General features: G+C 61.2%; 17 protein-coding genes. 12 read left to right on the top strand and 5 right to left on the bottom strand.

The genetic code is table 11. The features are described from left to right. Window positions 1-264 precede the first annotated feature (264 nt). The gene (locus tag GJV78_RS20140) at window positions 265-1,779 is read left to right on the top strand and encodes a PstS family phosphate ABC transporter substrate-binding protein (RefSeq protein ID WP_155109971.1); all 1,515 of its coding nucleotides are present in this window, start codon (window positions 265-267) and stop codon (window positions 1,777-1,779) included. Window positions 1,780-1,876: 97 nt separating this feature from the next. Next, a complete protein-coding gene (locus GJV78_RS20135) occupies window positions 1,877-3,382 on the top strand; it encodes a PstS family phosphate ABC transporter substrate-binding protein (RefSeq protein WP_155109970.1) in 1,506 nt (501 codons plus the stop codon). 201 nt (window positions 3,383-3,583) lie between these two features. Here GJV78_RS20135 and glpD read toward each other — a convergent pair whose 3' ends face one another. Continuing rightward, window positions 3,584-5,092, bottom strand: coding sequence for a glycerol-3-phosphate dehydrogenase (gene glpD, locus GJV78_RS20130; RefSeq protein WP_155109969.1), 1,509 nt, complete (start codon window positions 5,090-5,092; stop codon window positions 3,584-3,586). A gap of 190 nt (window positions 5,093-5,282) precedes the next feature. Between glpD and glpE the strand changes: the two genes are divergently transcribed. The 3 genes from glpE (at window position 5,283) to GJV78_RS20115 (ending at window position 7,396) form a co-directional block, all read left to right on the top strand. Further along, window positions 5,283-5,609 carry a thiosulfate sulfurtransferase GlpE gene (glpE, locus tag GJV78_RS20125; protein WP_155109968.1) on the top strand — a complete coding sequence of 109 codons (327 nt, stop codon included), beginning with the start codon at window positions 5,283-5,285 and terminating at the stop codon, window positions 5,607-5,609. 125 nt (window positions 5,610-5,734) lie between these two features. Then, window positions 5,735-6,565, top strand: coding sequence for a rhomboid family intramembrane serine protease GlpG (glpG, locus tag GJV78_RS20120; protein WP_155109967.1), 831 nt, complete (start codon window positions 5,735-5,737; stop codon window positions 6,563-6,565). A gap of 72 nt (window positions 6,566-6,637) precedes the next feature. Then, a complete protein-coding gene (locus GJV78_RS20115; RefSeq protein ID WP_155109966.1) occupies window positions 6,638-7,396 on the top strand; it encodes a DeoR/GlpR family transcriptional regulator in 759 nt (252 codons plus the stop codon). On the opposite strand, the gene rtcR is transcribed toward GJV78_RS20115, so the two are convergent. Beyond that, the gene (gene rtcR / locus GJV78_RS20110; RefSeq protein ID WP_155109965.1) at window positions 7,362-8,969 is read right to left on the bottom strand and encodes an RNA repair transcriptional activator RtcR; all 1,608 of its coding nucleotides are present in this window, start codon (window positions 8,967-8,969) and stop codon (window positions 7,362-7,364) included. The genes GJV78_RS20115 and rtcR overlap by 35 nt on opposite strands. 188 nt (window positions 8,970-9,157) lie before the next feature. Between rtcR and GJV78_RS20105 the strand changes: the two genes are divergently transcribed. From GJV78_RS20105 to rtcA, 3 genes are all read left to right on the top strand, one after another. Next, the gene (locus GJV78_RS20105; protein WP_155109964.1) at window positions 9,158-10,711 is read left to right on the top strand and encodes a vWA domain-containing protein; all 1,554 of its coding nucleotides are present in this window, start codon (window positions 9,158-9,160) and stop codon (window positions 10,709-10,711) included. A gap of 484 nt (window positions 10,712-11,195) precedes the next feature. Further along, entirely contained in the window at window positions 11,196-12,410 is a 1,215-nt protein-coding gene (locus GJV78_RS20100; protein ID WP_155109963.1) for an RtcB family protein, read from the top strand. A gap of 3 nt (window positions 12,411-12,413) precedes the next feature. Next, window positions 12,414-13,433 carry an RNA 3'-terminal phosphate cyclase gene (gene rtcA, locus GJV78_RS20095; RefSeq protein WP_155109962.1) on the top strand — a complete coding sequence of 340 codons (1,020 nt, stop codon included), beginning with the start codon at window positions 12,414-12,416 and terminating at the stop codon, window positions 13,431-13,433. Window positions 13,434-13,482: 49 nt separating this feature from the next. Here rtcA and malT read toward each other — a convergent pair whose 3' ends face one another. Next, window positions 13,483-16,188, bottom strand: a complete 2,706-nt coding sequence (malT, locus tag GJV78_RS20090; RefSeq protein ID WP_155109961.1) for an HTH-type transcriptional regulator MalT — start codon at window positions 16,186-16,188, stop codon at window positions 13,483-13,485. 493 nt (window positions 16,189-16,681) lie between these two features. Between malT and malP the strand changes: the two genes are divergently transcribed. After that, on the top strand, window positions 16,682-19,075 hold the full coding sequence (malP, locus tag GJV78_RS20085) for a maltodextrin phosphorylase (protein WP_155109960.1): 2,394 nt from the start codon (window positions 16,682-16,684) through the stop codon (window positions 19,073-19,075). A 9-nt stretch (window positions 19,076-19,084) separates the two neighbouring features. Then, window positions 19,085-21,166, top strand: a complete 2,082-nt coding sequence (malQ, locus tag GJV78_RS20080) for a 4-alpha-glucanotransferase (RefSeq protein WP_155109959.1) — start codon at window positions 19,085-19,087, stop codon at window positions 21,164-21,166. Between the two features lie 249 nt (window positions 21,167-21,415). Here malQ and nfuA read toward each other — a convergent pair whose 3' ends face one another. Beyond that, on the bottom strand, window positions 21,416-21,991 hold the full coding sequence (gene nfuA, locus GJV78_RS20075; protein ID WP_155109958.1) for a Fe-S biogenesis protein NfuA: 576 nt from the start codon (window positions 21,989-21,991) through the stop codon (window positions 21,416-21,418). Between the two features lie 58 nt (window positions 21,992-22,049). Further along, a complete protein-coding gene (gntX, locus tag GJV78_RS20070) occupies window positions 22,050-22,733 on the bottom strand; it encodes a DNA utilization protein GntX (RefSeq protein WP_155109957.1) in 684 nt (227 codons plus the stop codon). Between the two features lie 37 nt (window positions 22,734-22,770). On the opposite strand from gntX, the gene bioH reads away from it, so the two are divergent. Beyond that, entirely contained in the window at window positions 22,771-23,547 is a 777-nt protein-coding gene (bioH, locus tag GJV78_RS20065; RefSeq protein WP_155109956.1) for a pimeloyl-ACP methyl ester esterase BioH, read from the top strand. 416 nt (window positions 23,548-23,963) lie between these two features. Beyond that, a partial coding sequence (locus GJV78_RS20060) for a lipase family protein (RefSeq protein WP_155109955.1) occupies window positions 23,964-25,667 on the top strand: 1,704 nt, incomplete at its 3' end.

The raw sequence follows: 25,667 nt of genomic DNA, 5'->3' as shown, positions 1-25,667 counted from the left end.
GACATGGACGGAGTGGAATAATGACGAGCCTGCAAAGTTTATCAGGCAACCTTTCGTGAGCCTCGCTGGTCCGGGACAGGGTGCGAGCCGTAGGGCCTGCTTATTCCGGACGCACGGTGAGCTATGCGTGGCCCCAGCCCGGCGGAGCCGTAAAATTCTGTTTTTTTAACGTCTCTCTGCGGTTATTTTTTTCAGAATAAGATAATAGTGAAACGTCTTATACTGTCGGCTGTGTTCAGGAAGAACAGTGACAGGAACAGGGAAATGAAGCAGAAGGTCGGATGGTGGGTAAGATCGCTGATTATTGCGCTGGTTGTGGTTCCGGCAATGGCTAACGGCGTGGCCCTGGGCGGGGTTGCCCTGTTTGTGTGGGAGGTGTTCAGCCGGTACTTTCATCGGTTCGGCGGCAGCCACGATTATCTGCTGTCTGAAAGCGTGCTGAAGGTTGTCATTTTCGCGCTGGGCGGCGTAGTGATGTTTTTCATCGGCTGGCTCTGGGCGCGATTCACCCGGCCGGCGTATAACGGGGTTGCCCGGCAAAACGTTCTGTTAGCCCCGGCGCTGCTGGCGCTTCTCGTCTGGATCGTCGCCCTCTGTTTTGCGCAGCTGAGCTTCGTCAATCTCACCCTCTATAAGAGCCATCTGACCGTGGCGCTCTCCCCCTGGCCTGTGATTACCAGCCTCTTTTTATTCCTCGGCTGGCCGTGGGGCATTGTGCTGATCCCCGTAGGCAGCCAGATCTGCTTTACGCTTGGCTGCTGCAGGCACAACCGGCGCGTTCCCGCCTCCCGACAGGCGAAAAAAATCCGCAGGCTGCTTATTTTACTGCTGCTGGCGCTGGGCCTGATTGCCCTCTGGCAGGCCCGGTTTCACGAAGAGAGATATCCTGCCGGCTCAGATGCCATAAGCGTAAATGAAAATATAGATCGCCGGGCCTACCGCCCCACTGGTTCCCATAGCCAGCTTACGCCGCTGCATGGCGCGCCGCGAGTCCGCTTCAGCCCCCCCTGTCCGCGGCTGGATGGCGCAACGGCGCTGCTGCCGCTGTACGCCTCGGCGTTTTACGGCCTGTGCGACGCCAGCGGGAAGCGTGACCGGTTCCTGCCCGCCTCTGGTGCGGCGCGGGCCTATGAGAAGATTATCGATGGGACCGTGGATATGATCTTCACGGCGCTGCCCTCCGCCCAACAGATGGCGCAGGCGGAAGAGGCGCAGGTGCCGCTTCTTTATACGCCCTTTGCCCGCGAGGCGTTTGTGTTTATCGTCCGTGCCGACAACCCGGTTGAGTCGCTGACGGAGCAGCAGCTACGCGATATCTTCAGCGGGAAAATTACCCGCTGGAGCGAGGTGGGCGGCGATAATACTGAAATTCAGGTCTGGCAGCGCCCCGCGGACTCCGACAGCCAGAGCGCAATGCTGACGAACGTCATGAAGGCGACGCCGATGCTGCCGCCGAAGGAGACCGAAGTATTTGCCCGCAGAGGAAACGTTATCCGCAAGGTTGCCGACTACCAGAATACCCGCCGGTCCATTGGCTATACCTTCCGCTACTACGCCACCCGGATGAATAAAAACAGCGGTATAAAGCTGCTGGCGATCGACGGCGTCGCGCCGACGGTGGAGAATATTCAGAGCGGTGCCTGGCCCTGGACGGTGGATATGTTTATGGTCACCCGGCAGGATGCCCCCCTGGATATCCACAAGCTGAGCGAGTGGTTTCTAAGCCCGCAGGGGCAGCGGCTGGTGCAGGACACCGGCTACGTGCCGCTGGGTGAGTAAGGGGCGGCGGCTGCCTGCACGGATTATTTTGGGGCTGAACATCATGAAGAAGCGGTCTATAGCGGGCCGCTTGTTAAGGAAAAATGGAGACAAGGGAATGAAGCAGAAGCTCTGGTGGTGGGTAAGATCGCTGGCAATTGCGCTGATACTGGTGCCGCTGCTGGCCCACGGCGTGGCCCTGACAGGCTTCTTACTGATGAGCCTCTTACATGAGGCGAGCGGCTATACGCCGGGCGGCAGAATCGCCATGTGGGGTATCACCTGTACGCTGGGCGGCGTGGCGATGTTTGCCCTGGGCTATGGCTGGGCAAAATTTGCCACGCCGCAGGAGAACGGTGCCGCCCGACAAAACGTTCTGTTAGTACCGGCTCTGCTGGTGCTTTTGGTCTGGGTAACCATGTTGCACCTTGCGGATCTGAGCTTTGTGGATATGACGGAAAACCCGCTGCTGCTGATAACGCTTCCCTGGATGGGGATTACCCTGTTTTCTTTACTGAGCGGCTGGCTGTGGGGAATGGTGCTTATTCCGGTGGGAACCCAGCTCTGCTTTACGCTGGGCTGCTACTGGCGCAACCGGCACCAGGCCGACAATCGAAGGGCGAAAAAAATTCGCCAGCTGTTAATTCTGCTGCTGCTGAGCCTGGGCATTATCGCGCTTTACCAGGCAACCCTGCGTGCGGATAAGTTTTCGCTCGGGGAGGGGCCGCGTCTGGATGAACAGGTTGATCGCTGGGACTATCGCCCCGACCAGGAAGATAACCGGCTGACGCCGCTGCGCGGCGCGGCGCAGATCCGCTTTGGCCGCAACTGGCCGCGGCTGGACGGCGCAACGGCGCTCTATCCGCTCTACGCCTCGGCATTCTACGGCCTGCGCGAGCCAGGCGTGAAGGCCGACGGCTACCTGAACTGTAACCGCACCTCGGGAGCCTACCGGAATATTATCGAGGGCAGCGTGGATATGATCTTTGTCGCGCAGCCTTCGGCCGGGCAGAAGCAGCGGGCGGCGGAGGCAAAGGTGCAGCTGGATTTCCGGCCCTTTGCCCGCGAGGCGTTCGTGTTTATCGTCAATGCCGACAACCCGGTTGAGTCGCTGACGGAGCAGCAGGTACGTGATATCTTCAGCGGAAAAATTACCCGCTGGAGCGAGGTGGGCGGCAATAACAGCAAAATAGAGGTCTGGCAGCGGCCTGAAGACTCCGGCAGCCAGACCGCGATGCTGGCGAACGTTATGCAGGGGACGCCGATGCTGCCGCCGAAGGAGACCGAGGTGGCCACCATGATGGGCGGGCTGATCCGTCGGGTCGCCGACTATCAGAACACCCGCGGGGCGATCGGCTATACCTTCCGCTACTACGCCACCCGGATGAATAAAAACAGCGGTATAAAGCTGCTGGCGATCGGCGGCGTTGCGCCCACGGTGGAGAATATTCAGAACGGCACATATCCCTGGGTTGCGGATGTCTTTATGGTCACCCGCCGGGAGGCCGGCGAAGAAACCCGCAGGCTGGCCGAGTGGTTTCTAAGCCCGCAGGGACAGCGGCTGGTGCAGGATGCAGGCTACGTGCCGCTGCATACGGCAGCGGCGGATCAGACCACATTCTGAACGGCGTTAAAAAGCCGGGCGGTGCCCGGCTTTCAGGTTGATGACAAAGAGGGAAAAAACGTGGTTTTTCCCTCTTTGTGGTTAGCAGCCGAAAATCAATGAATTGATTTTCCTTGTTTATTTTTGTGGTGATTATGGCCGAACGAGTTCGGCCTGGGGTTTGTCATCAGTCTCAAAGCCGGGCGGTGCCCGGATTTTCGGTTAAGACACCCGCGACAGCCGGTGTCTGGCAACATAATCCGTCAGCCACTGGTCGACGCGGGCCTGCTGTTCATCGGTAAGCCACATGCCCTGCCTGGTGCGACGCCACAGGGCGTCGTCCGCGCGGCGCACCCACTCGCAGTCGATCAGATATTTCAGCTCCGCCTCGTGGAATCCGTGGCCGAAGTCTTCGCCGAGATCGGCCAGCGAGGAGGCTTCGCCGAGAAGCTGTTCGCTGTTGCTGCCGTAGGTGCGCGCATAGTGGCGCGCCAGCGGCTCCGTCAGGAACGGATAGCGATGACGCAGCTTCGCCGCATAGGCTTCGCGGTCGCCGCCAATGTCGCCGCCTGGCAGCACGCAGCCTTTCGTCCATGCCGGCCCCATGTGCTGGTAGTAGGCCGACAGTTTTTCCAGCGCATGTTCGGCCAGCTTCCGGTAGGTGGTCAGCTTGCCGCCGAAGACGGAGAGCAGCGGAGCCTGGCCGTTCTCATCATGCACGTCCAGCGTGTAGTCGCGGGTGATGGCCTGCGGCGAATCCGATTCATCGTCGCACAGCGGGCGCACGCCGGACCAGTTCCAGACGATATCGTCACGGCCCAGTTGCTTTTTAAAGTGAGCGTTGTAAACCTGCAGCAGGTAGTCGATTTCACTGTCATCAATCTTCACCGCCCGCGGATCGCCCTTATATTCGACGTCGGTGGTGCCGATGATGGAAAATTCATCCATCCACGGGATCACAAAAACGATACGCTTATCTTCGTTCTGCAGAATATAGGCCTGTTTCTGCGCGTGTACGCGCGGCACCACGATGTGGCTGCCCTTAATCAGGCGAATACCGTACGGTGAAGGCAGGTGCAATCCGTGGTCAAAGAACGCTTTTACCCACGGGCCGGTCGCATTAACCAGCCCCCGCGCCTGCCAGCGGTATTTTTCGCCGCTGTCGATATCTTCCGCTTCGACGATCCACAGGCCGTTTTCCCGGCGTGCAGAGGTGGCGCGGGTACGGGTTAAGACTTCACCGCCTTTGCGCACCACCATCTGCGCGTTGGCCAGCACCAGCCGGGCGTCATCCACCCAGCAGTCGGAATATTCGAAACCGCGCACAATTTCCGGCTTAAGGACCGAATCTGCGCCAAAACGCAAACCGGTGGAGCCGGGCAGGCTGGTGCGTTTGCCCAGGTGATCGTACATAAACAGCCCAATGCGGATCATCCACGCCGGGCGCAGATGCGGGCGGTGCGGCAGGCGGAAGCGCATCGGGAAGGCGATATGCGGTGCCATCTTCAGCAGCACCTCGCGCTCGGCCAGCGCTTCGCTGACCAGGCGGAATTCATAGTGCTCAAGGTAGCGCAGGCCGCCGTGAATGAGTTTGGAGCTGGCGGACGAGGTGGCGCAGGCCAGATCCTGCGCTTCCAGCATCAGTACGGACAGACCGCGCCCGGCGGCGTCTGCCGCGATGCCGGCACCGTTAATGCCCCCGCCTATCACAATCAGATCTTTCGTTTCCATGCTCCCCTCTTGCACTTTCGTTATAGCCCATAAATGTTCGTTATCGAGCATAATAGCAAATAAACGCGCTATTGGTAACATCGGGAAAACAATTTACAGCGATATGAATAACACTCTGGCGTGAACCGGCCGTCGGGACGTACACTTGGCGGGGAAAATAATCAACCTGCACCCCTAAAAAGAGAGAACCATGGATCAGTTTGAAGCGATCAACGTTGAAGAAGCGCACCAGAGGCTACGGCAGGGCACGGCGGCGCTGGTGGATATTCGCGATCCGCAAAGCTATGCCCTGGGCCATGCGCCCCAGGCGTTCCATCTGACTAACGACACGCTGGGCGCGTTTATGCGCGATCATGATTTCGCTATGCCGGTGATGGTGATGTGCTATCACGGCAACAGCAGCCGCGGCGCGGCGCAGTACCTCCTCCAGCAGGGTTATGAGGCGGTTTACAGTATTGAGGGGGGCTTTGACGCCTGGCAGCGGCATTTTCCCGCCGAGGTGGTGCACGGGGCGTAATGCGGCCAAACGACGATGTATCTCCGGGCCGAACGATCGGCAGCGATGCTGACGATCAATTAAGGGACACGACCCGGAAGGGCCGATATACTGTCCTCTTTTGTGTGGAATAAGCGGTAGCCCCCATGTTGATGATTACCTCTTTTGCCAATCCGCGCGTGGCGCAGGCGTTTGTCGACTATATGGCGACGCAGGGCGTTATCCTGACGGTACAGCAGCACGAGCAAAGCGACGTCTGGCTGGCGGACGACGCCCAGGAAGCGCGCGTGCGCGACGAGCTGGCGCGCTTTCTCAAAAATCCCGCCGATCCGCGCTATCTGGCGGCCAGCTGGCAGTCCGGCCATACCAACAACGGCCTGCGCTATCCGCGCTTTCCTTTTATCGCCACCCTGCGGGAGCGGGCGGGGCCGGTGACCCGGCTGGTGATGGCCGCCTGCGTGCTGGTATTTATCCTGATGGTCCTCCTCGGCGCAGAAAACGTTATGGTATGGCTGGCCTGGCCGTTTATACCGTCGCTGAAGTTTGAGGTCTGGCGCTATTTCACCCACGCCCTGATGCACTTCTCGCTGATGCATATCCTCTTTAACCTGCTGTGGTGGTGGTATCTCGGCGGCGTGGTGGAGAAGCGGCTGGGCAGCGGCAAGCTGATTGTGATTACCGTCATCTCCGCGCTGCTGAGCGGCTACGTGCAGCACAGGATCGGCGGCCCGTGGTTCGGCGGCCTCTCCGGCGTGGTATACGCGCTGATGGGCTACGCCTGGCTGCGCGGCGAGCGCGATCCGCACGGCGGCGTCTTCCTGCAGCGCGGTTTAATGCTCTTTGCCCTGATTTGGATCGTCGCCGGGTGGTTTGACTGGTTTGGCATGGCGATGGCTAACGGCGCACACGTGGCCGGGCTGGCCGTAGGGCTGGCGATGGCCTTTGTGGATACGCTGAGTGCGCGAAAACGAACATAGACAGGCGTCGGGGGGCAGGCCTATCGATCCGTTTGTCCCGACCGGCGGGTTGCAACCTTACAGAGATTGCTAATGAAACAGACACAACGTCATGACGCTATTCTTGACCTGGTAAAAAAACAGGGATATGTCAGCACCGAAGAGCTGGTGGAGCATTTCTCCGTCAGCCCGCAGACCATCCGCCGGGATCTGAACGATCTGGCGGATCAGAATATGATTCTACGTCACCACGGCGGCGCGGCGCTGCCCTCCAGTTCGGTCAACACCCCCTGGCGCGATCGCAAGGCGACGCAAACGGCGGAGAAAGAGCGCATCGCCCGCCGGGTGGCCATGCAGATCCCCAACGGCTCCACGCTGTTTATCGACATCGGCACCACGGCGGAAGCGGTGGCCCACGCGCTGCTGGAGCACAGCAACCTGCGCATCGTCACCAACAACCTCAACGTGGCGAACACCCTGATGGAAAAAGAGGACTTCCGCATTATCCTCGCCGGCGGCGAACTGCGCAGCCGCGACGGCGGGATCATCGGCGAGGCGACGCTCGACTTTATCTCCCAGTTTCGCCTCGACTTCGGCATCCTGGGGATCAGCGGCATCGACAGCGACGGCTCCCTGCTGGAGTTTGACTATCACGAAGTGCGCACCAAGCGCGCCATTATTGATAATTCGCGCCACGTGATGCTGGTGGTGGATCACACCAAGTTTGGCCGCAATGCGATGGTAAATATGGGCAGCATCAGCATGGTGGATGCGGTCTATACCGATACCCTGCCGCCTACGGGCGTGCTGCAGGTCATCACCGATCACCATATTCAGCTGGAGCTGTGCTGATCGCCTCCCACGTCAGCCCAAAACGCGCCAGATATTTTCGCAGCCGGTCCGCGTCGTTAACGCTGGCCTTGCCGAGGCGCGAAACGTTGAAAAGCTGCCGCCCGGCCTCGGAAAGGGTTCTGGCCTGTCGGCAGACGGCGATGACGTTCTCCAGCTGCAGCCGATCGAACAGATCCAGGCTCTCCGCTTGCTCGCCGGTTAGCGCGGCGAGCGCCGAAGGGCGTTCATCGCCCCAGCTATAGCGCAGGCGGGCTATCTCATCGTCGACCACCTCCCGCGTAATGCGCCCGTTATCCGCCAGCGTCGCCATGCGGGTAACGCTGGCGGACAGCTCGCGAAAGTTGCCGCTCCACGCGGCCTGCGGCGAGGTGGCGAAGGCCAGCCAGGCCCGGCGCGCTTCGGTATTAAAACGCACGCTGTCTCCCGTCAGCGTCGCGTGGCGCTCCAGCTCGTAGTCGAGGTTGGGTTCGATATCCTCCTGACGCTGCCGCAGCCCCGGTAGTTCAAAGGTCCACAGATTGATGCGCGCATAGAGGTCTTCGCGGAATTTTCCCTGGGCGACCAGCTGGCGCAGATTGCGCACGGTGCCGGCGATTAGCTGGAAATCGCTGCCGATCTGCCGATCGCTGCCGAAAGGGTAAAAGCGCTTCTCTTCAATTGCCTTCAACAGCATCGCCTGCTCATCGATGCCCAGCTCGCCAATTTCATCGAGAAACAGCATTCCGCCATCGGCGCTGCGCAGCAGCCCGGCCCGCTCCTCTCTGGCGCCGGTAAACGCGCCTTTTACATGGCCGAACAGCGTCGACATGGCGGTATCGCCGCGCAGGGTGGCGCAGTTGACCTCAATAAACGGCCCGCTGAACTGATGGCGCGCCAGCTTTAGCTCGTAGATGCGTCGCGCAAGAAAGGACTTGCCCGCGCCGGTCGGGCCGTTGAGTAAAATTGGCGCGCGGGAGCGGATGGCCACCCGTTCGATCTGCTCAATCATCCGGTTAAAGTGCGGATTGCGCGTCTCAATGCCGGATTTGAGGAAGGTCAGCGTCTCCGTCCGTTCCCTGGTGAAGCGGGCGGCGATGGCGTTATAGCGGCTGAGATCGAGGTCGATAATGGCCACTTCCCCGGCGCTGTACAGCGGCGCTTTCTTGCGCGGCGGCGAGGTTTGCGCCAGCCGGGCCGGCAGGTAGCGCGCCTCCGCCAGCAGGAACCAGCAGATCTGCGCCACGTGAGTGCCGGTGGTGATATGCACCAGGTAATCCTCTTCCTCCGGATGGAAGGTGTGGCCGCGGACAAAATCGTGCAGGCAGGCGTAAACCTCCTCGAAATCCCACGGATTGCGGATGGCAATCTCCACGCCGATCACCTCGGTTTCCGGCGAGACGCTGGCGATATCCGTCTTTAGCCGGTTAAACAGCGATCGCGAGCGGGCGTCGTACAGCAGCTCCAGACGATGGACAATCAGCGTCTCCTGTTGGCACAGGCAGAGCGTCGGTCGCCATTTCTCCCAGCGCTGGCTGCCGTATCCAACGTTATCCAGCACCGTACCGATAAAGCCAAAGGCGATTGTCTTACGCATCTTAGATTTCCCTATAAAAGACGATAAATAATTATCGTCTTTCGCTGAGCCTTGCGCAGCGTTTTTTTAAGCCGGCGGCAGATAAATTAATTAGTCATTTAAATTCAAAAGCATAGTGATTAATTTAAATTCTGGCACGGCGGTTGCAATACTTCAGGCAGAACCAACGGAAATGGGATACAGAGAAAATGGCGAATCCACTTTTGTTCCGCCCGGCGTCAGGGAATCTGCCGCAGGCCACCGCCCGCAACGGCGAGCGCGCTCCGGCCTACGCCTTTACGCCTCGCCACAGGCTGGCGCAGCTGGTGATGACGGGCTGCACCAATGACACATTTTACGTCAGCGCCCAGGCGCAACTGGATAGTGTGCTGGCGCTGGCCAACGATCAGGACGATCGCTTTCTTGCGCAGCTGGCGATTTACGGCCGCGAGCGCGGAATGATGAAGGATACCCCGGCGCTGCTGACCGCTATTCTTGCGGCGCGCGGCTCGGCGCTGCTGCCAACGGTTTTTGCCCGGACGATCGATAACGGCCGGATGCTGCGCAACGTTGTACAAATATTGCGTAGCGGTATAACCGGCCGCCGTTCGTTAGGCACCCGGCCCAAAAAGCTAATTCAACGCTGGCTCCAGAACGCCAGCGAAGATCGCCTGCTGCAGGCTTCGGCAGGCAATGCGCCTTCGCTGGCCGATATCGTGAAGATGGTGCATCCGCGTCCGCAGGCGCAGTGGCAGGAAGCCTTCTTCGGCTGGCTTCTCGGCAGACCGGTGGATCGCGCGCTGCTGCCGGAGAAAACGCGGGCGCTGCTGGCCTTTCGCGAGGGAGGAGCGGTAGATAGCGTGCCTGACGTCCCGTTTTTACTGCTGACCGGCTCGCCGCTGGCCTCCCGGCAGTGGGCGCAGCTGGCGCAAAGGATGAGCTGGCAGACGCTGCGTATGAACCTGAATACCCTGGCGCGCCACGGCGTCTTTGAGGAGCGCGCGATGGTTGAGGCTATCGCGAAGCGGCTGGCGGATCGCCACCAGGTGCGCCGGTCCCGGGTCTGGCCTTATCAGCTGCTGGCTGCGTGGAGCAACTTGCACGGCAGCGTGCCCCGGCAGATTGGCGACGCGCTGCAGCAGGCGATGGAGTATGCGCTGGAGAACCTGCCGCACTTTTCCGGCAACGTGGTGGTCTGCCCGGACGTGTCGGGATCGATGCACTCGCCGGTAACCGGGTGGCGTAAGGGGGCCAGCAGCACGATTCGCTGCATTGACGTTGCCGGGCTGGTCGCCGCCGCCGTGCTGCGCCGCAATCCGCAGGCGCGCGTGCTGCCCTTTGAATGCGAGGTGGTTAACGTGGCGCTCGACCCGACGCAGCCGGTTATGCGTAATGCGCAAAAGCTGGCCGCGGTGGGCGGCGGCGGCACCAACTGTTCCGCGCCGCTGCGCCAGCTGCTGGACGAAAGGGCGCGGGTGGATTTGGTGATTATGGTGTCCGATAACGAGTCGTGGATAGATCGGTCGCGAAACGGCGCAACGGCGACGATGGCGTGCTGGGCGGTGCTGAAGAAGCGCAACCCGCAGGCCCGGCTGGTGTGTATCGACCTGCTGCCCTATGCCACCACCCAGGTGGGCGATCGGCTCGATATTTTGAACGTTGGCGGCTTCAGCGATGATGTTTTTACGGCGATCGACAACTTTGTTAACGATCGCTACGGCGGCGACCACTGGCTACAGGAGATTGAGTCAGTCACGCTGTAAAGAAATTCAGCGCGGCGCGAGCGCGGGTCGGGATGATCGCTTTCCGATATCACACCCGACCGCCTGCTGCCGTACGGCGCTGAAGGCACGAATGCCGGTGGATCTACACCCTGTCACGGTCCAGGTCGCAGGTTCGACTCCTGCCGGAGTCTGGCGGACTCCGTAGCTCAGAGGTAGAGCAGGCTGATTCACCCTGATTTGTCGTGCCACCTGAATTTTGGCGAATGCCTGTGGATCTACATTTGTTGCGGGTTCGAGTCCCGTCGGAACCGGGTTCCGTAGCTCAACGGTAGAGCGAGGTATTCACATCAACTTGTCGCCATCCTTAACATAATTCGGCGAATGCCGACGGATCTACATGGGACAGTAAGGTTGCAGGTTCAACTCCTGCCGAAGCCGGGTTTCGTAGCTCAACGGTCAGAGCATACTGATAACGATCCGTCACCCTTTGTCGCCACCCCTTTCAAAAGAGTGAAAAGAAAATATGACAAATTACGAATTGATAACGACCCAGAACGTACCGATAAAAATGTGGACCCGGAGCGTTCCCGTAGAAGACGATGCGCGTCAGCAGTTGATTAACACGGCGAAGATGCCCTTTATTTTTAAACATATTGCCGTTATGCCGGATGTGCACCTGGGGAAAGGGTCGACCATTGGCAGCGTGATCCCGACCAAAGGGGCGATTATCCCGGCGGCGGTGGGCGTGGATATCGGCTGCGGAATGAACGCGCTGCGCACCAGCCTGACGGCGGCGGACCTGCCCGATCTGGCGACCCTGCGCCAGGCCATTGAGTCCGCCGTGCCGCACGGGCGTACGGTCGGGCGCGGCCGTCGCGACGTCGGCTCCTGGGAGAACCCGCCGGCAAACGTGGTGGAGAAGTGGGCGCAGCTGGAGGAGGGATATCAATGGCTTACCCGGAAGTATCCGCGTTTTCTGAACACCAAAAGCGATAAGCACCTGGGAACCCTGGGGACCGGCAACCACTTTATTGAAATCTGCCTGGATGAAGCGGAGCAGGTGTGGATCATGCTGCACTCCGGATCGCGCGGGATCGGTAATGCCATCGGCACGTACTTTATCGAGCTGGCGCAAAAGCAGATGCAGGAGCAGCTGGCGAGCCTGCCCTCCAGGGACCTGGCCTGGTTTGAAGAGGGCAGTGAGTATTTCGATGACTACCTGAAGGCGGTGATGTGGGCCCAGCGGTTCGCCAGCCTGAACCGCGAAGCAATGGTGGAAAACGTGCTGGCGGCGCTCCGTCAGACCGTCGAAAAGCCCTTTACGCTGCCGGGTGAGGCGATCAACTGCCACCACAACTATGTGCAGCGGGAGCGATACTTTGGCGAAGAGATTTACGTGACGCGCAAAGGCGCGGTTTCCGCAAAGCGCGGTGAGTCAGGTATTATTCCCGGCTCGATGGGGGCGAAAAGCTTTATCGTCCGCGGGCTGGGCAACGAAGAGGCGTTCTGCTCGTGCAGCCACGGGGCCGGGCGCGTGATGAGCCGTACCAAAGCGAAAAAGCTGTTCAGCGTGGAGGATCAGATCCGCGCCACCGCGCACGTAGAGTGTCGAAAAGATGCCGACGTCATCGACGAAATACCTATGGCCTATAAGGATATCGACGCGGTGATGGCCGCCCAGGCCGATCTGGTGGAAATTATGCATACCCTGCGGCAGGTGGTGTGCGTTAAAGGATAAATTATGGACGCAATTGTTGCGCTGGATGGTGCGCAGGGAGAGGGCGGCGGGCAGATTCTGCGCTCGGCGCTGAGCCTCTCTATGATAACCGGCCGCCCCTTTACCATTACCGGCATTCGGGCCGGGCGGGCGAAGCCGGGGCTGCTGCGGCAGCATTTAACCTCGGTACGGGCGGCGGCGGCAATCTGTAGCGCCCAGGTCAGCGGCGACGCGCTGCGTTCGCAGCAGCTGCACTTTGTGCCGGGGCGGATTCGCGGCGGTGAGTACCGCTTTGCCATCGGCAGCGCCGGCAGCTGTATGCTGGTACTGCAGACCGTGCTGCCGGCCCTGTGGTTTGCCGATAAAGCCTCCCGCGTGGAGGTACAGGGCGGCACGCACAACCCATCGGCCCCAACCGCCGACTTTATTCGCGAGGTCTGGGAGCCGCTGCTGGCGCAGATGGGCGTCAGGCAGCACACCACCCTGCAGCGGCACGGTTTCTGGCCGGCGGGCGGTGGCTCCGTGGTGAGCGAGGTGGTGCCGATGACCGCCCTGCGCGGCCTGACCCTGACGGCGCGCGGCAAAACGACGGGGCTGTACGCCGAGGCGCTGCTGGCGGAGGTGCCCCATCACGTTGGCGAGCGGGAGGTTGCGGCGCTGGCGGCCCGGCTGCCGCTGACCGACAGCCGCATCACGCACTTGCACGGCGGAATCGGGCCGGGCAACATCTTATCGCTCCTGATCCAGAGCGAGGGGCTGAACGAATTGCTGGTCGTATTTGGCGAGAAAAGGGTTAGCGCGGAGGCGGTGGCCTCCCGGCTGGCTGCGGCGGCGCAGCGCTACCTGGCAAGCCCGGCGGCGGTGGGCGAACACCTGGCCGATCAGCTTATTCTGCCGATGGCGCTGGCCGGAACAGGTGCCTTTACCGTGGCGCAGGCCTCCACCCATCTGTTGACCAACATTGCCGTAGTGGAACGCTTTCTGCCGGTCCGCTTCGCCTGCGAGCCGGATGGTCACGGCTATCTGGTGCGGGTGATGGCGTAGATTGTCGCGCTCGCGTGGGGGCGCGCCTCGCGCCGTGCCGGGACTCGGCCTAAACCCCGTAGCCCATCATTTTCAACAGCCGCTGGGCGTGCTGCACCGCGTCCTGACGGTGCGCCACGCCGAGCTTTTGGTACAGGTTGCGAATATGGGTTTTGATGGTGGTCGCCGCCACCGCCAGCTCTCCGGCAATCTGCTCGTTGCTGTAGCCGGAGTAGATCAACCCCAGCACCTGCCATTCGCGCTGGGTGAGGGGGCTGGTGCGAATCAGCTCCGGCACCTGCGGATGCTTCAGCAGGCGCTCGACGAAACCCTCATCGAAATGGGCGTATTTATGCCGGTGGTGCTGGTTAATGTCGCGCAGGATGCGCCGGGCGCGGTGCTGCTCCAGCTCCGGCAGCGTATTGAGCTGGAGCAGCTGGCGCAGCTGCTGGGCCATCGCTTCCCCCTCAATAACAAAGTGGCTGATAAAGCCGGTGCGATTGGCCAGCGCCAGGGCCTCAAGCAGCACGCGCTGGGCGTCGTTTTTGCGTCCCGACTGCCAGTAGAGCTGGTTAAGCAGCAGCAGGTTCCCGTTCAGATCGCTCATCAGGCGCAGGCTGCGCGCGTTTTCGTTTAACTCTTCCAGCACCATCCCGGCGGATTCGAACTCGCCCAGCAGGATCTGCGCCCTGGCGATGTTGCGCCACTGCCCCTGCAGGAAATGGTTGTTGGCGAAAGCCGGCTTTGGCGTATGTCTCAGCCAGTCGGCGGCGGACTTTTTATCACCGGTCATCTGCCAGTAAATGACCCGCACCCTGTCGGCGTTAACCAGCCAGTCGCTGTGATAGCGTCCGTTGCCGAGCAGGTTTTCCAGGCGGTTAAGCTGGCTGCGGGCGTTATCCAGATCGCCGCGCGCCAGCGAACACTGCACCAGCAGCGCCAGGCACTGCAGCTGCTGCTGCGGCTGAAAGGCGGAAAGTACGGCGATGCCGCCGCGCGCGGAGGCTTCGGCCTCGTCGAGGCGCGCCCAGGCCCACAGCAGCTGCGCGCGGATGCGCAGCAGAAATTCATGCATCGGCAGCTGTTCGAGGTGCTGTTCCTTAATCAGCTGAAATGCTTTCTCCTGGGTCTCCCAGGCGGCCTGTAAAAAGCCCTGGGCAAACAGTATTTCGCTCTGTTGAAGCAGCCCCCAGAGGGCGTAATGCCAGACGTCATGCTGGCGCGCCATCTGTTCGGTCTGCTGCATCAGGGCGAATGACTGGGGGAGATCGCCCTTGCAGTGCAGCACTTCGCCATGTACCGAGGTGGCGACGATACGGCTGTAGTACCAGGTGAGCGGCAGCGCGTCCAGCGCCAGCTTCGCCAGCCGCTCCGCCTCTTGCGGATTGCCGTCGTTGATGGCGACCTGGGCGCGCAGGGCATTAAATTCGGCGCTCAGGGTGCCGTCCATCGCGCCCTCTATCTCTTGCTCGACGCGCGCCAGCAGGGTATTCACCTCGCCGTAGCGATGCTGGCTCTGCATCAGCCACGCCTGCAGCAGCAGCAGCCGCGGGCTTTCCAGCAGGCTTTCCCACGGCAGGGCCTTCAACGACTCCTCCAGCAGCGCCAGTTCGCTGTGGTTGAATAGCCGCCAGGCATGGCTCAACAGAATATTGCGCAGCATTGGGGCGTCGCCCGCCGCCATCGCGTGGTGGATCGCTTCGCTGGGAAAGCCCTGCGCCATCCAGCTTTCCGCCGCGGCGCGGTGGATCGCCGGCAGCTCGGCCGCCAGCTCCCACTGGCAGCGCTGGCGCAGGAAATTGCCAAACAGCGGATGGTAGCTGAACCACTCGCCGGTATCGTCCATACGCTGCAGGAACAGCCCCTGGCGTTCAATTTCCTCCAGGCGCATCTGCCCGTTCTCCTCCCCGGTCACCCGGGCGATCAGCGCGTCGTTCATGGAACGCAAAATGGCGCTTTTCAGCAGGAAGCGGCGGGTGTTGGGGTCAACGTTGTTCAGCACCTCGTCCACCAGGTAGTCGGAGAGGTGGCTGGCGTTGATCCCGGACAGGCGGCGGGCGGAGAGGTGCGCCGCGCTGGTGTTTTGTCGGGCTGACAGGGCGATTAGCTGCAGCGCCGTCGCCCAGCCGGCGACGTCGTCGCACATCCGGCTGCTTTCGGCGGCCTCGACGGGAGAGGCGAGGCGACGGTCGAAAAATTGCTTCGCCTCCTGATGGTTAAAGGCCAACTGCTGGCTGCCGATCTCCAGCAGCTGATCGCGCACCCGCAGATTGGCGATGCCCAGCTGCGGCAGGTTGCGCGACAGCACCACCAGGGTCAGATTTTCCGGCTGGTGGCGCAGAAAAAAGCGCATGGATTGGTGGATCGTCGGGTTGGCGATCAGGTGATAGTCGTCAATCACCAGATAGAGCGGGCGATGCCACTGCGCCAGCTCGATAAACAGCTGGGCGAACAGCGAGGTCAGGCTGGCGTACTGGCGCTTTTGCACCATTGCTTCGCTGGTGGCGCAATGGCCGCCGGTGGCCTGCTGGACGGCGGCGATCAGGTAGCTGGCGAAGCGCTCCTGCTGGTTATCGCCCTCGTCCAGTGAGTACCATCCCAGATCGCATTTCCCGGCCGCCCACTGTGAAACGAGCGTAGTTTTTCCGTAGCCAGCGGGGCTGGTTATCAGGGCCAGCCTGAAGTTATTCGCGCTGGAAAGTTTAGCCAACAGGCGTTCGCGAACCACCGTATGGTCGAGGCGAACCGGACGACTTAATTTAGACGGAATCAACATAGTAAAGCACTTCACTGTGGAAAAAGGAGGAACTGCGATTTTTTTTATGCTTCATAATTATTAAATAACGTTTGACCAGAAAGCGGTTTATTGCAAGTCAGGGGGCCGCTTCTTACGCCTGAATTTGCGTTATGTCACAAATCTAAGAGCCTGGGCCATCAGGCTGGTTTACTTGCCGTTTTGACGTCCGTCAGGGCGGTTCACCGGGGTGAACGTCGCGAATCCTCCTCACGTACTCCCTGTACGCTCCGGCTGCTGCGCGCTGTCCGTGTTCAGACTGCCCGCGCCCGCCGCGTTCGAGGGGATAGCCTCTGAGCTTCAGGCTCCTCCCCGCCGCTCCTCCCTCCCTAATCCCCTGGAGGATGAGGACGCGCCACGATGAGCCAGGCAAAATAGGCTATGTCCCTTAACCGTTCGTGAGCGTCGATGCCACGCCCGGTTAAGGGACACAGCCTGATAGTAACGACATTTCTTACCAAAGGACCGGACCCCTATGTCACAGCCCTCGTTTAATAAAGAGCACTTTCAGGCTGCCCTGATGCGTCAGTGGCAGCGTTTCGGTTTATCGTCAGCCTCAGAGATGACCCCCCGTCAATGGTGGCTGGCGCTGAGCGGCGCGCTGGCGGAGCGGCTTAACGCGCAGCCCGCGGCGGCGCTTGCGGAAAACCCGCGCCACGTTAACTACATTTCGATGGAGTTTCTTATTGGCCGCCTGACGGGCAATAACCTGCTGAATCTTGGCTGGTATCAGGAGGTTAGTGAAACGCTGCAGGCGCACGGCGTCAGCCTGAGCGATCTGCTGGAGCAGGAGATCGATCCGGCGCTGGGCAACGGCGGTCTGGGCCGCCTGGCGGCGTGCTTTCTTGACTCGATGGCGACCGTCGGCCAGTCCGCCACCGGCTACGGCCTGAACTATCAGTACGGCCTGTTTCGTCAGTCGTTCGCCGACGGGCAGCAGCAGGAAGCGCCGGACGACTGGCGACGCGACAGCTACCCGTGGTTCCGCCACAACGAGGCCCTTGATGTGCAGGTCGGGATCGGCGGCAAAGTGACCCGGGCGGGGCGCTGGGAGCCGGGCTTTGTGATAACCGGCCAGGCCTGGGATCTGCCGGTGATCGGCTACCGTAACGGCGTGGCGCAGCCGCTGCGCCTGTGGCAGGCCAGCCACGCGCATCCCTTCAATCTGACCCGCTTCAACGACGGCGATTATCTGCGCGCCGAACGGCAGGGCATCGACGCCGAAAAGCTGACGAAGGTGCTTTACCCGAACGACAACCTTACGGCGGGCAAAAAGCTGCGCCTGATGCAGCAATATTTTCAGTGTGCCTGCTCGGTGGCGGATATTCTGCGCCGCCACCATCTGGCCGGGCGCGGGCTGCATGAGCTGGCGGACTATGAGGTCATTCAGCTTAACGACACCCATCCGGCTATCGCCATTCCTGAGCTAATGCGCGTGCTGATGGATGAGCATCAGCTGGAGTGGGACGAGGCGTGGGCCATCGCCTGCCGCACCTTCGCCTACACCAACCATACGCTGATGCCGGAAGCGCTGGAGCGCTGGGACGCGGCGCTGATTAAAGGGCTGTTGCCGCGCCATATGCAGATCGTCAATGGGATCAACGCGCGCTTTAAGGCGCTGGTGGAGAAGACCTGGCCCGGGGACGAACAGCGATGGGCGAAGCTGGCGATAGTCCATGACGGGCAGGTACAAATGGCGAATCTGTGCGTGGTGGGCAGCTTTGCGGTAAACGGCGTGGCGGCGCTGCACTCGGCGCTGGTGGTAAAGGATCTGTTTCCGGAATATCACCAGCTGTGGCCGAACAAGTTCCATAACGTCACCAACGGCGTAACCCCGCGCCGCTGGCTTGGCCAGTGTAACCCGGCGCTGGCGGCGCTGCTGGACAAGACGCTGAAGAAAGCGTGGGCCAACGATCTCGACCAGCTGATTGCGCTGGAAAAGAGAGCCGACAGCGCGACCTTCCGGCGCGCCTGGCGCGAGATCAAGCAGGCCAATAAGGTGCGCCTGGCGGCGTTCGTTAAGGCCCGCACCGGCGTCGAGATTAACCCGCAGGCGATTTTCGATGTGCAGATTAAGCGCCTGCACGAGTACAAGCGTCAGCACCTGAACCTGCTGCACATTCTGGCGCTGTATAAGGAGATCCGCGAAAACCCGCGGGCCGATCGCCTGCCGCGCGTGTTCCTGTTCGGCGCAAAGGCGGCACCGGGCTACCATCTGGCGAAGAACATTATCTTCGCCATCAACCGGGTGGCGGAAACGATCAACAACGATCCGAAGGTGGGCGATCGGCTGAAGGTGGTCTTTCTGCCGGATTACAGCGTATCGGCGGCGGAGAAGCTGATCCCGGCGGCGGACGTTTCTGAACAGATCTCTACCGCCGGCAAAGAGGCGTCCGGCACCGGCAATATGAAGCTGGCCCTCAACGGGGCGCTGACGGTGGGGACGCTGGACGGGGCGAACGTTGAGATCGCCGAAAAGGTGGGGGAAGAAAATATCTTTATCTTCGGCCACACCGTGGAGGAGGTGAAGGCGCTGAAAGCCGGAGGCTACGATCCGCTGAAATGGCGCAGGCAGAATAAGGCGCTGGACGCGGCGCTGAAGGAGCTGGAGAGCGGTAAATACAGCGGCGGCGATCGGCACGCTTTTGATCTGATGCTGCACAGCCTCGGCAAACAGGGAGGAGATCCTTACCTGGTGATGGCGGACTTTGCGGCCTATGCTGAGGCTCAGAAGCAGGTGGAAACGCTGTATCGCGATCCTGAGGCCTGGACCCGGGCGGCAATTCTCAACACCGCGCGCTGCGGCATGTTCAGCTCCGATCGCGCTATTCGCGATTATCAGACCCGAATCTGGCAGGCAAAACGCTAAGGGAGCGTGATGGAAAGCAAACGTCTGGATAGCGCCGCACGGGCGGCGGGGATCGGTCCCAGCTATATTAATGCGCACGGTAAACCGCAGACGGTCAGCGCCGAAACCCGACGGCGTCTGCTCGACGCCATGCATGGCGCGGCGGCCCCGGCGGCGGAAAGGCCGGTGCCGGAGGTCAGGGTGTTTACCGTCGGCAAAAAGATGTCGCTGCCGGTGGGGGGGAAAGGCGAATACCGCTGGCTGCTGACCACCGAAGCGGGGAGGCAGTTTCAGGGGCAGGCCGTTGGCGGCAGAGCGATGCCTTTGCCGGCGTCGCTGCCCGAAGGCTATCACACGCTGACCCTGATTCGGGAAGGGCAGCGGCTTCCCTGCCGGATTATCGTGGCCCCGAAGCGCTGCTATGAGCCGCCGGCGCTGCTGAACGGGCAGAAGCTGTGGGGAGCCTGCGTACAGCTCTACACGCTGCGCTCTGACCATAACTGGGGGATCGGTGACTTCAGCGATCTGCGGGCGATGCTGACCCAGGTGGCAAAGCGCGGCGGCTCATTTATTGGCCTGAACCCGATCCATGCGCTCTATCCGGCAAATCCGGAGAGCGCCAGCCCCTACAGCCCTTCGTCCCGTCGCTGGCTGAACGTTATCTATATCGACGTCGGCGCGGTGGAGGATTTTCAGCACAGCGAAGAGGCGCAGGCCTGGTGGCAAACGCCGGACACCCGACTGCGGCTGCGGCAGGCCAGAGAGGCGGAGTGGGTGGATTATTCCGCCGTTACCGCCCTGAAAATAACGGCGCTGCGCATGGCCTGGAAGCGGTTTGCCCGCCGCGATGACGCGCAGATGGCGGCGTTTCGCCTCTTTGTCGGGCGGCAGGGCGAAAGCCTCTACTGGCACGCGGCGTTTGACGCCCTCCACGCCCGCCAGGCGCAGGAAGAGGAAGGGAGCTGGGGCTGGCCGACGTGGCCGGAAGCGTACCGCTCCGTTGACTCACCGGCGGTAAAGGCATTCTGTGAAGCGCATCGCGACGAGGTTGATTTTTATCTCTGGCTGCAGTGGCTGGCGTATACCCAGTTCGCCGCCTGCTGGGAGGTCAGCCGGGGCTACGGTATGCCGGTCGGCCTGTACCGCGATCTCGCGGTTGGCGTGGCGGAGGGCGGGGCGGAAACCTGGTGCGACCGGGAGCTGTACTGCCTGAACGCCTCGGTGGGCGCGCCGCCGGATATCCTCGGGCCGCTCGGCCAGAACTGGGGGCTGCCGCCGATGGACCCGCATGTTATCGCCGCCCGGGGCTACGAGCCGTTTATCGAGCTGCTGCGCGCCAATATGCAGAACTGCGGGGCGCTGCGCATTGACCACGTGATGTCGCTGCTGCGTTTGTGGTGGATCCCCAGAGGAGAGACGGCGGATCGGGGGGCCTATGTGCACTACCCGGTGGACGATCTGCTGGCTATCCTGGCCCTGGAGAGCCAGCGCCACCGCTGCATGGTGATTGGCGAAGATCTGGGCACCGTGCCGGAGGAGATCGTCGGCAAGCTGCGCGACGGCGGCGTTTACTCCTACAAGGTGCTGTTTTTTGAACATGACGCCGGGAAGCGCTTCCGCGCGCCGCAGACCTGGCCGACGCAGTCGATGGCCGTCGCCACGACTCACGATCTGCCTACCGTGCGCGGCTACTGGGACGGCGGCGATCTGGCGCTTGGCAAAACGCTGGGACTGTACCCGGACGAGGCGTTGCTGCGCGGGCTGTATCAGGATCGGGCGCTGGCGAAGCAGGGGCTGCTGGAGGCGCTGCACCAACACGGCTGCCTGCCTAAGCGCGCCGGGCATAAGGCGTCGCTGATGTCGATGACCCCGACCCTGAGCCGCGGTATGCAGCGCTATCTCGCCGATTGCAACAGCGCGCTGCTGGGGCTACAGCCGGAAGACTGGCTGAATATGGCCGTGCCGGTCAACGTTCCCGGCACCAGCAGCCAGTATAAGAACTGGCGGCGCAAGCTTACCGTCTCTCTTGAGGCCATGTTTGCCGACGACGGGGTGAACAGGCTGATTAAGGATCTGGACAAGCGGCGTAAAGCGGCGGCGAAGCGGAAATAGCGTCCGCCGTCCGGCGTGACGTCCGCGTTTCTTGTCAGTAAAGGGACTCAGCCCGGCGCTGAGGTCGTCAGACGTCGGCGCTATCGCGGCCGCGTCGGATGGGGATGGTGGGGGCAGCCATCGGGACGGCACAGCGGCGGGCCGGAGGCCCGGCCCGCGTCGTTATCCGTGCCTCCTGCCCGATGCGTCGGGCAGAGGTCCCGTAACCGTTTGTGAGCGTCGACGCCACGCCCGGTTAAGGGAGACAGCCTAGTAGTAAGAGTGCTCGCCGCGCTGGTGCTCGGTCAGATCGCGAACGCCTTTCAGCTCCGGGAACTCGCTCAGCAGCTGCTTCTCGATCCCCTCTTTCAGCGTCACGTCAACCATCGAGCAGCCGTTGCAGCCGCCGCCGAACTGCAGAATGGCGTAGCCTTCGTCGGTGATCTCCATCAGGGAGACGCGGCCGCCGTGCCCGGCCAACTGCGGGTTGATCTGCGACTGCAGCATGTACTCCACGCGCTCCATCAGCGGCGCGTCGTCGGCCACTTTACGCATTTTGGCGTTCGGGGCCTTCAGCGTCAGCTGGGAACCGAGCTGGTCGGTGACGAAATCGATCTCGGCATCTTCCAGGTATGGGGCGCTCAGCTCGTCGACGTAGGCGGTCAGCAGATTAAATTTAAGAGCGGTGTCGGTAGCTTCCACGGCGTCCGGCGGGCAATAAGAAACGCCGCATTCAGCGCCAGGCGTGCCGGGATTGATCACAAATACGCGGATTTGCGTCCCTTCTTCCTGATTTTCAAGCAGTTTAGCAAAGTGCGCTTGTGCAGCATCTGAAATATGGATCATAACAATGGCCTAATAGTTGACTATTTTAGTTGGTTATAATACGCCCATCATCGAGGCTCTACAAGGTTCGACACAGGCACCATACCTGGATCGTCGCCGCGCCGTTGCGTAAAAGCAGCTGTGCGATTTCCGCGACGGTACTTCCGGTGGTGACGACATCATCCACGATAACCATATGGCGGCCGCGTACCGGCAATTCAAGGTGAAAGGCGTTCTTCAGATTGCGGCGGCGCATCCGGGCGCTGAGCTGACGCTGCGCGGCGGTGGCCCGCCTGCGGGTGAGCGTCCGGACGTTCCAGGCGCAGCCCAGCCAGCGGGCCAGCGGTCGGCACAGCAGTTCGCTCTGATTGTACCCCCTGCGCCAGTGACGGCGCGGCCAGAGCGGCACGCTGACGATTTGGTCGGGTAGCCGCAGCCCCGACTCCCGGCGCGCCTGCAGCACCTCCAGCAGCAGCAGGCGGGCAAGGGCCACGGCGACGTCGGCGCGGCGGGAAAACTTAAGCTGGCGGATCAGCGGGCTGAGCGGCGGCCGATAGTCGCTGACGGTCACCAGCCGCTGCCACGGCGGCGGCTTTTGCAGGCAGCGGCCGCAGGGGAACGTCGGATGTGCGGCGGGCAGCCCGCATCGCGGGCACAGCGACACGCGGCGGCGCGCCGCATCTTCGCAAACGGAGCAAATGCCCCAGCGGCTCAGCGCCAGCGGCATTCGGCATAGCCAGCATAATCCCGGTACTGTTAGCATAGGTTCATCCTTGTGAATCAAAAGAGAACCATAGCCGATGAATGACATCTGGTGGCAGACCGAAGGGCGGGGAAATTGTCATCTTGTGCTGCTGCACGGATGGGGGTTGAACGCGGAGGTGTGGCGTGGCGTTAGCGCGGAACTTGGCTCGCATTTCACGCTGCACCTTGTCGATCTGCCGGGCTTCGGGCGCAGCCGGGGTTTTGGCGGCATGTCGCTGGAGGCGATGGCGGAATGTGTTCTGCGGCGGGCACCGGATCGGGCCGTCTGGCTGGGCTGGAGCTTAGGCGGGCTGGTGGCCAGCCGGGCGGCGCTGGCGCAGCCTGAGCGCGTGCAGGCGCTGGTGACCGTGGCCTCCTCCCCGTGCTTCAGCGCCCGCGAGGGCTGGCCGGGCATTAAGCCTGAGGTGCTGGGCGACTTCCAGCAGCAGCTGAGCGAGAACTTCCAGCGAACGGTGGAGCGTTTTCTGGCGCTGCAGACCCTGGGGACGGCCTCGGCGCGGGAGGACGCCAGAATGTTGAAGCATACGGTGCTGGCGCTGCCCGTGCCGGAGATGGCGGCGCTGAACGGCGGGCTGGAAATTCTGAAAACCGCCGATCTGCGCGAGCCGCTGCGGAGGCTGAACGTGCCGTTTCTGCGGCTGTACGGGTATCTGGACGGCCTGGTGCCGCGCCGGGTGGCACCGGCGCTGGACGCGCTGTGGCCGCGAAGCCGATCGCAGATCTTTGCGAAGGCGGCCCACGCGCCGTTTATTTCGCATCCCGCCGAGTTTTGCCAGGCGCTGGCGGCGTTCCGCCAGACGCTGACGCGCTGATCCGCGACCCGGCGGCACGCCGCTGCCGCATAAACCGGAACGTCATATGCGCATTTGGCATACTCTTAGCCAATGCGCGGTAAGACCCGTCCTTCCGGATGGGATATAAGACGGCGTATTCCACCTGACCTGCTGTCTGCTGTTCCCCGAAATATTGTCGAATGAGCGAAATCGGTGCGCCTTCGCAGCTATTTGCAAAATAACCCGACGACTACGCCCCTTTGTCATAATAGCGTTGGGCGATATCGTCGGGTATTGCAGCTCGCTAAGGCCGCATGAATATAACGGAGGGTTACCGCCAGGCGAACCGGAAAACCGATACTGGAAAAACGCTAAAGCGGTGCACAGTTTTAGCTGATCGCTACGGTGTATGATGGGTCAGTATTTAACCAGAGAAACGAAAAGGATTTGCGGGCATGACGGATGCGAAAGACAACACAACGGTGACCTGCCTGAGCCACAAAATGAGGTACAAAGAGGTCGCCTGCGGTAAGCAACGGATGCGCTGGCTGGAGCTGCAGTTTGTGGATGAGAACAACAATCCGGTTTCCGGACTCAATGTGCAGCTGGAGTACCATCCGCTGGCAACGGCGGCAGAGCTGGCGCTGTGGGCCAGGGGCGGCCCCGCTCAGTTTGACCCCACACCGCCGCCTGACCCGCCCGCCGGTGTCACTGACGGTCAGGGGCTGGTGCGGTTCGATGATTTGTACTGGATTAACGTTGATGTGAAAACAGACGGTCAGCAGCTGGCCGACGAAATGGAACAGCGCCCGCTGGGCCTCAGCCGCAACCCGAACGGCCAGAATCCTGCTTCCTGGCCAGAAACGCGCGTTGTGAAATGGCGTTCAAACGTGCAGATTAGTGCGGAACAGCGCGGCTATGACCATCATTATGTAACCATCGGTGAGCTGTGTGACCGGATGCCTGATATCCCTGAATGGACAGATAAAGAGCCGCCACGCTTTCACTTTCCGCATGGTACCGTGCTGAAAGGCACGGAAATCGCCCGGGAGACGCTGGGGAAACGGCATGTGATAGAAATTTGCCCGTTCCGGGCGTGGTCATTGGTGCTGCACGACACTAAAGACTATTCGCTGGCAAATGGCTATAACCTCGGCGTGATGGCCGATATGGCCTATGCGGATCAGGTTCTGATTGAGGATTTTTTCAAAAGAAAATGTCTCGATTTATCCACCACGCCACGACATGAAGAAAAACCGTTTTATCCTCACGCACTGGTTGTGGATGTGCCATTTCGTGAGCGCTACATAACCGCAGAGTTTCTGGATTCCCGAAGCCAGAGTGATAAAGCACCTGCCCGGCTGTTGCTCGACAGCACCCAGCTTTTTTACGTGGAAAATGCGGATCATATTATTGTGGCATGGCGGGGGACTCAGGAGGTGCCGGACTGGATCACCGACGGCTGGTACTCACCGCAGCCGTGCCCGGCTGAGCTGGCTAAAGCCGGTCGTATTCACGGCGGCTTTCTGGAGGCATACCAGCTGGCAAAGGAGCGGTTTGGGGATAAATTTAAAGAAATAAAAAGAATAACTGATGGCGGGAAAAAACTGTTTATTGCCGGCCATAGCCTGGGTGGGGCGCTGGGGCTGATCTATGCGGCGGAGATGAAGGGATTTTCGCCGATACTCTATACATACGGAATGCCCCGGACCTTTACCGCGGATGCTGTGGGTAATCTGTACCAAATCACCCACTACCGGCACGTCAACGACAGTGACACCATCACCAGCGTGCCGTTTGATGCCAATCTGGATAACTGGCTGTACGGTAAATTTGGCCCTCTCGGTGCCACGCTGGGCTTTTTCTGGACGCTGACGGTCGAGTTGCCGGCGCAGATGGCGGGGGCCTATATCGGTGAGCATTACTGGCATCACGGCAGCCCGGTGGTCTTCTTCCGCGCCACGCAGACCCGTACCTGGCTGGAATGCAAAGCGATAAACAACTATTCCTGCCGCCGCCTCAAATCCAGCGATATGTACAAAGTTAAACTGTTCCTTGTCCCGTCGCTGTCTGAGGCGAAAAATACAGAGGCAAAAGAGGCGCAGGAGGCGTTTATCCGTGAGTTTCCGGCCGAGGATATCCGGAAGATTTTCCCCCGG

The sequence above is a fragment of the Intestinirhabdus alba genome, assembly GCF_009711095.1.
Taxonomy (GTDB): domain Bacteria; phylum Pseudomonadota; class Gammaproteobacteria; order Enterobacterales; family Enterobacteriaceae; genus Intestinirhabdus; species Intestinirhabdus alba.
This window is presented reverse-complemented; position numbering and strand designations above follow the sequence as displayed.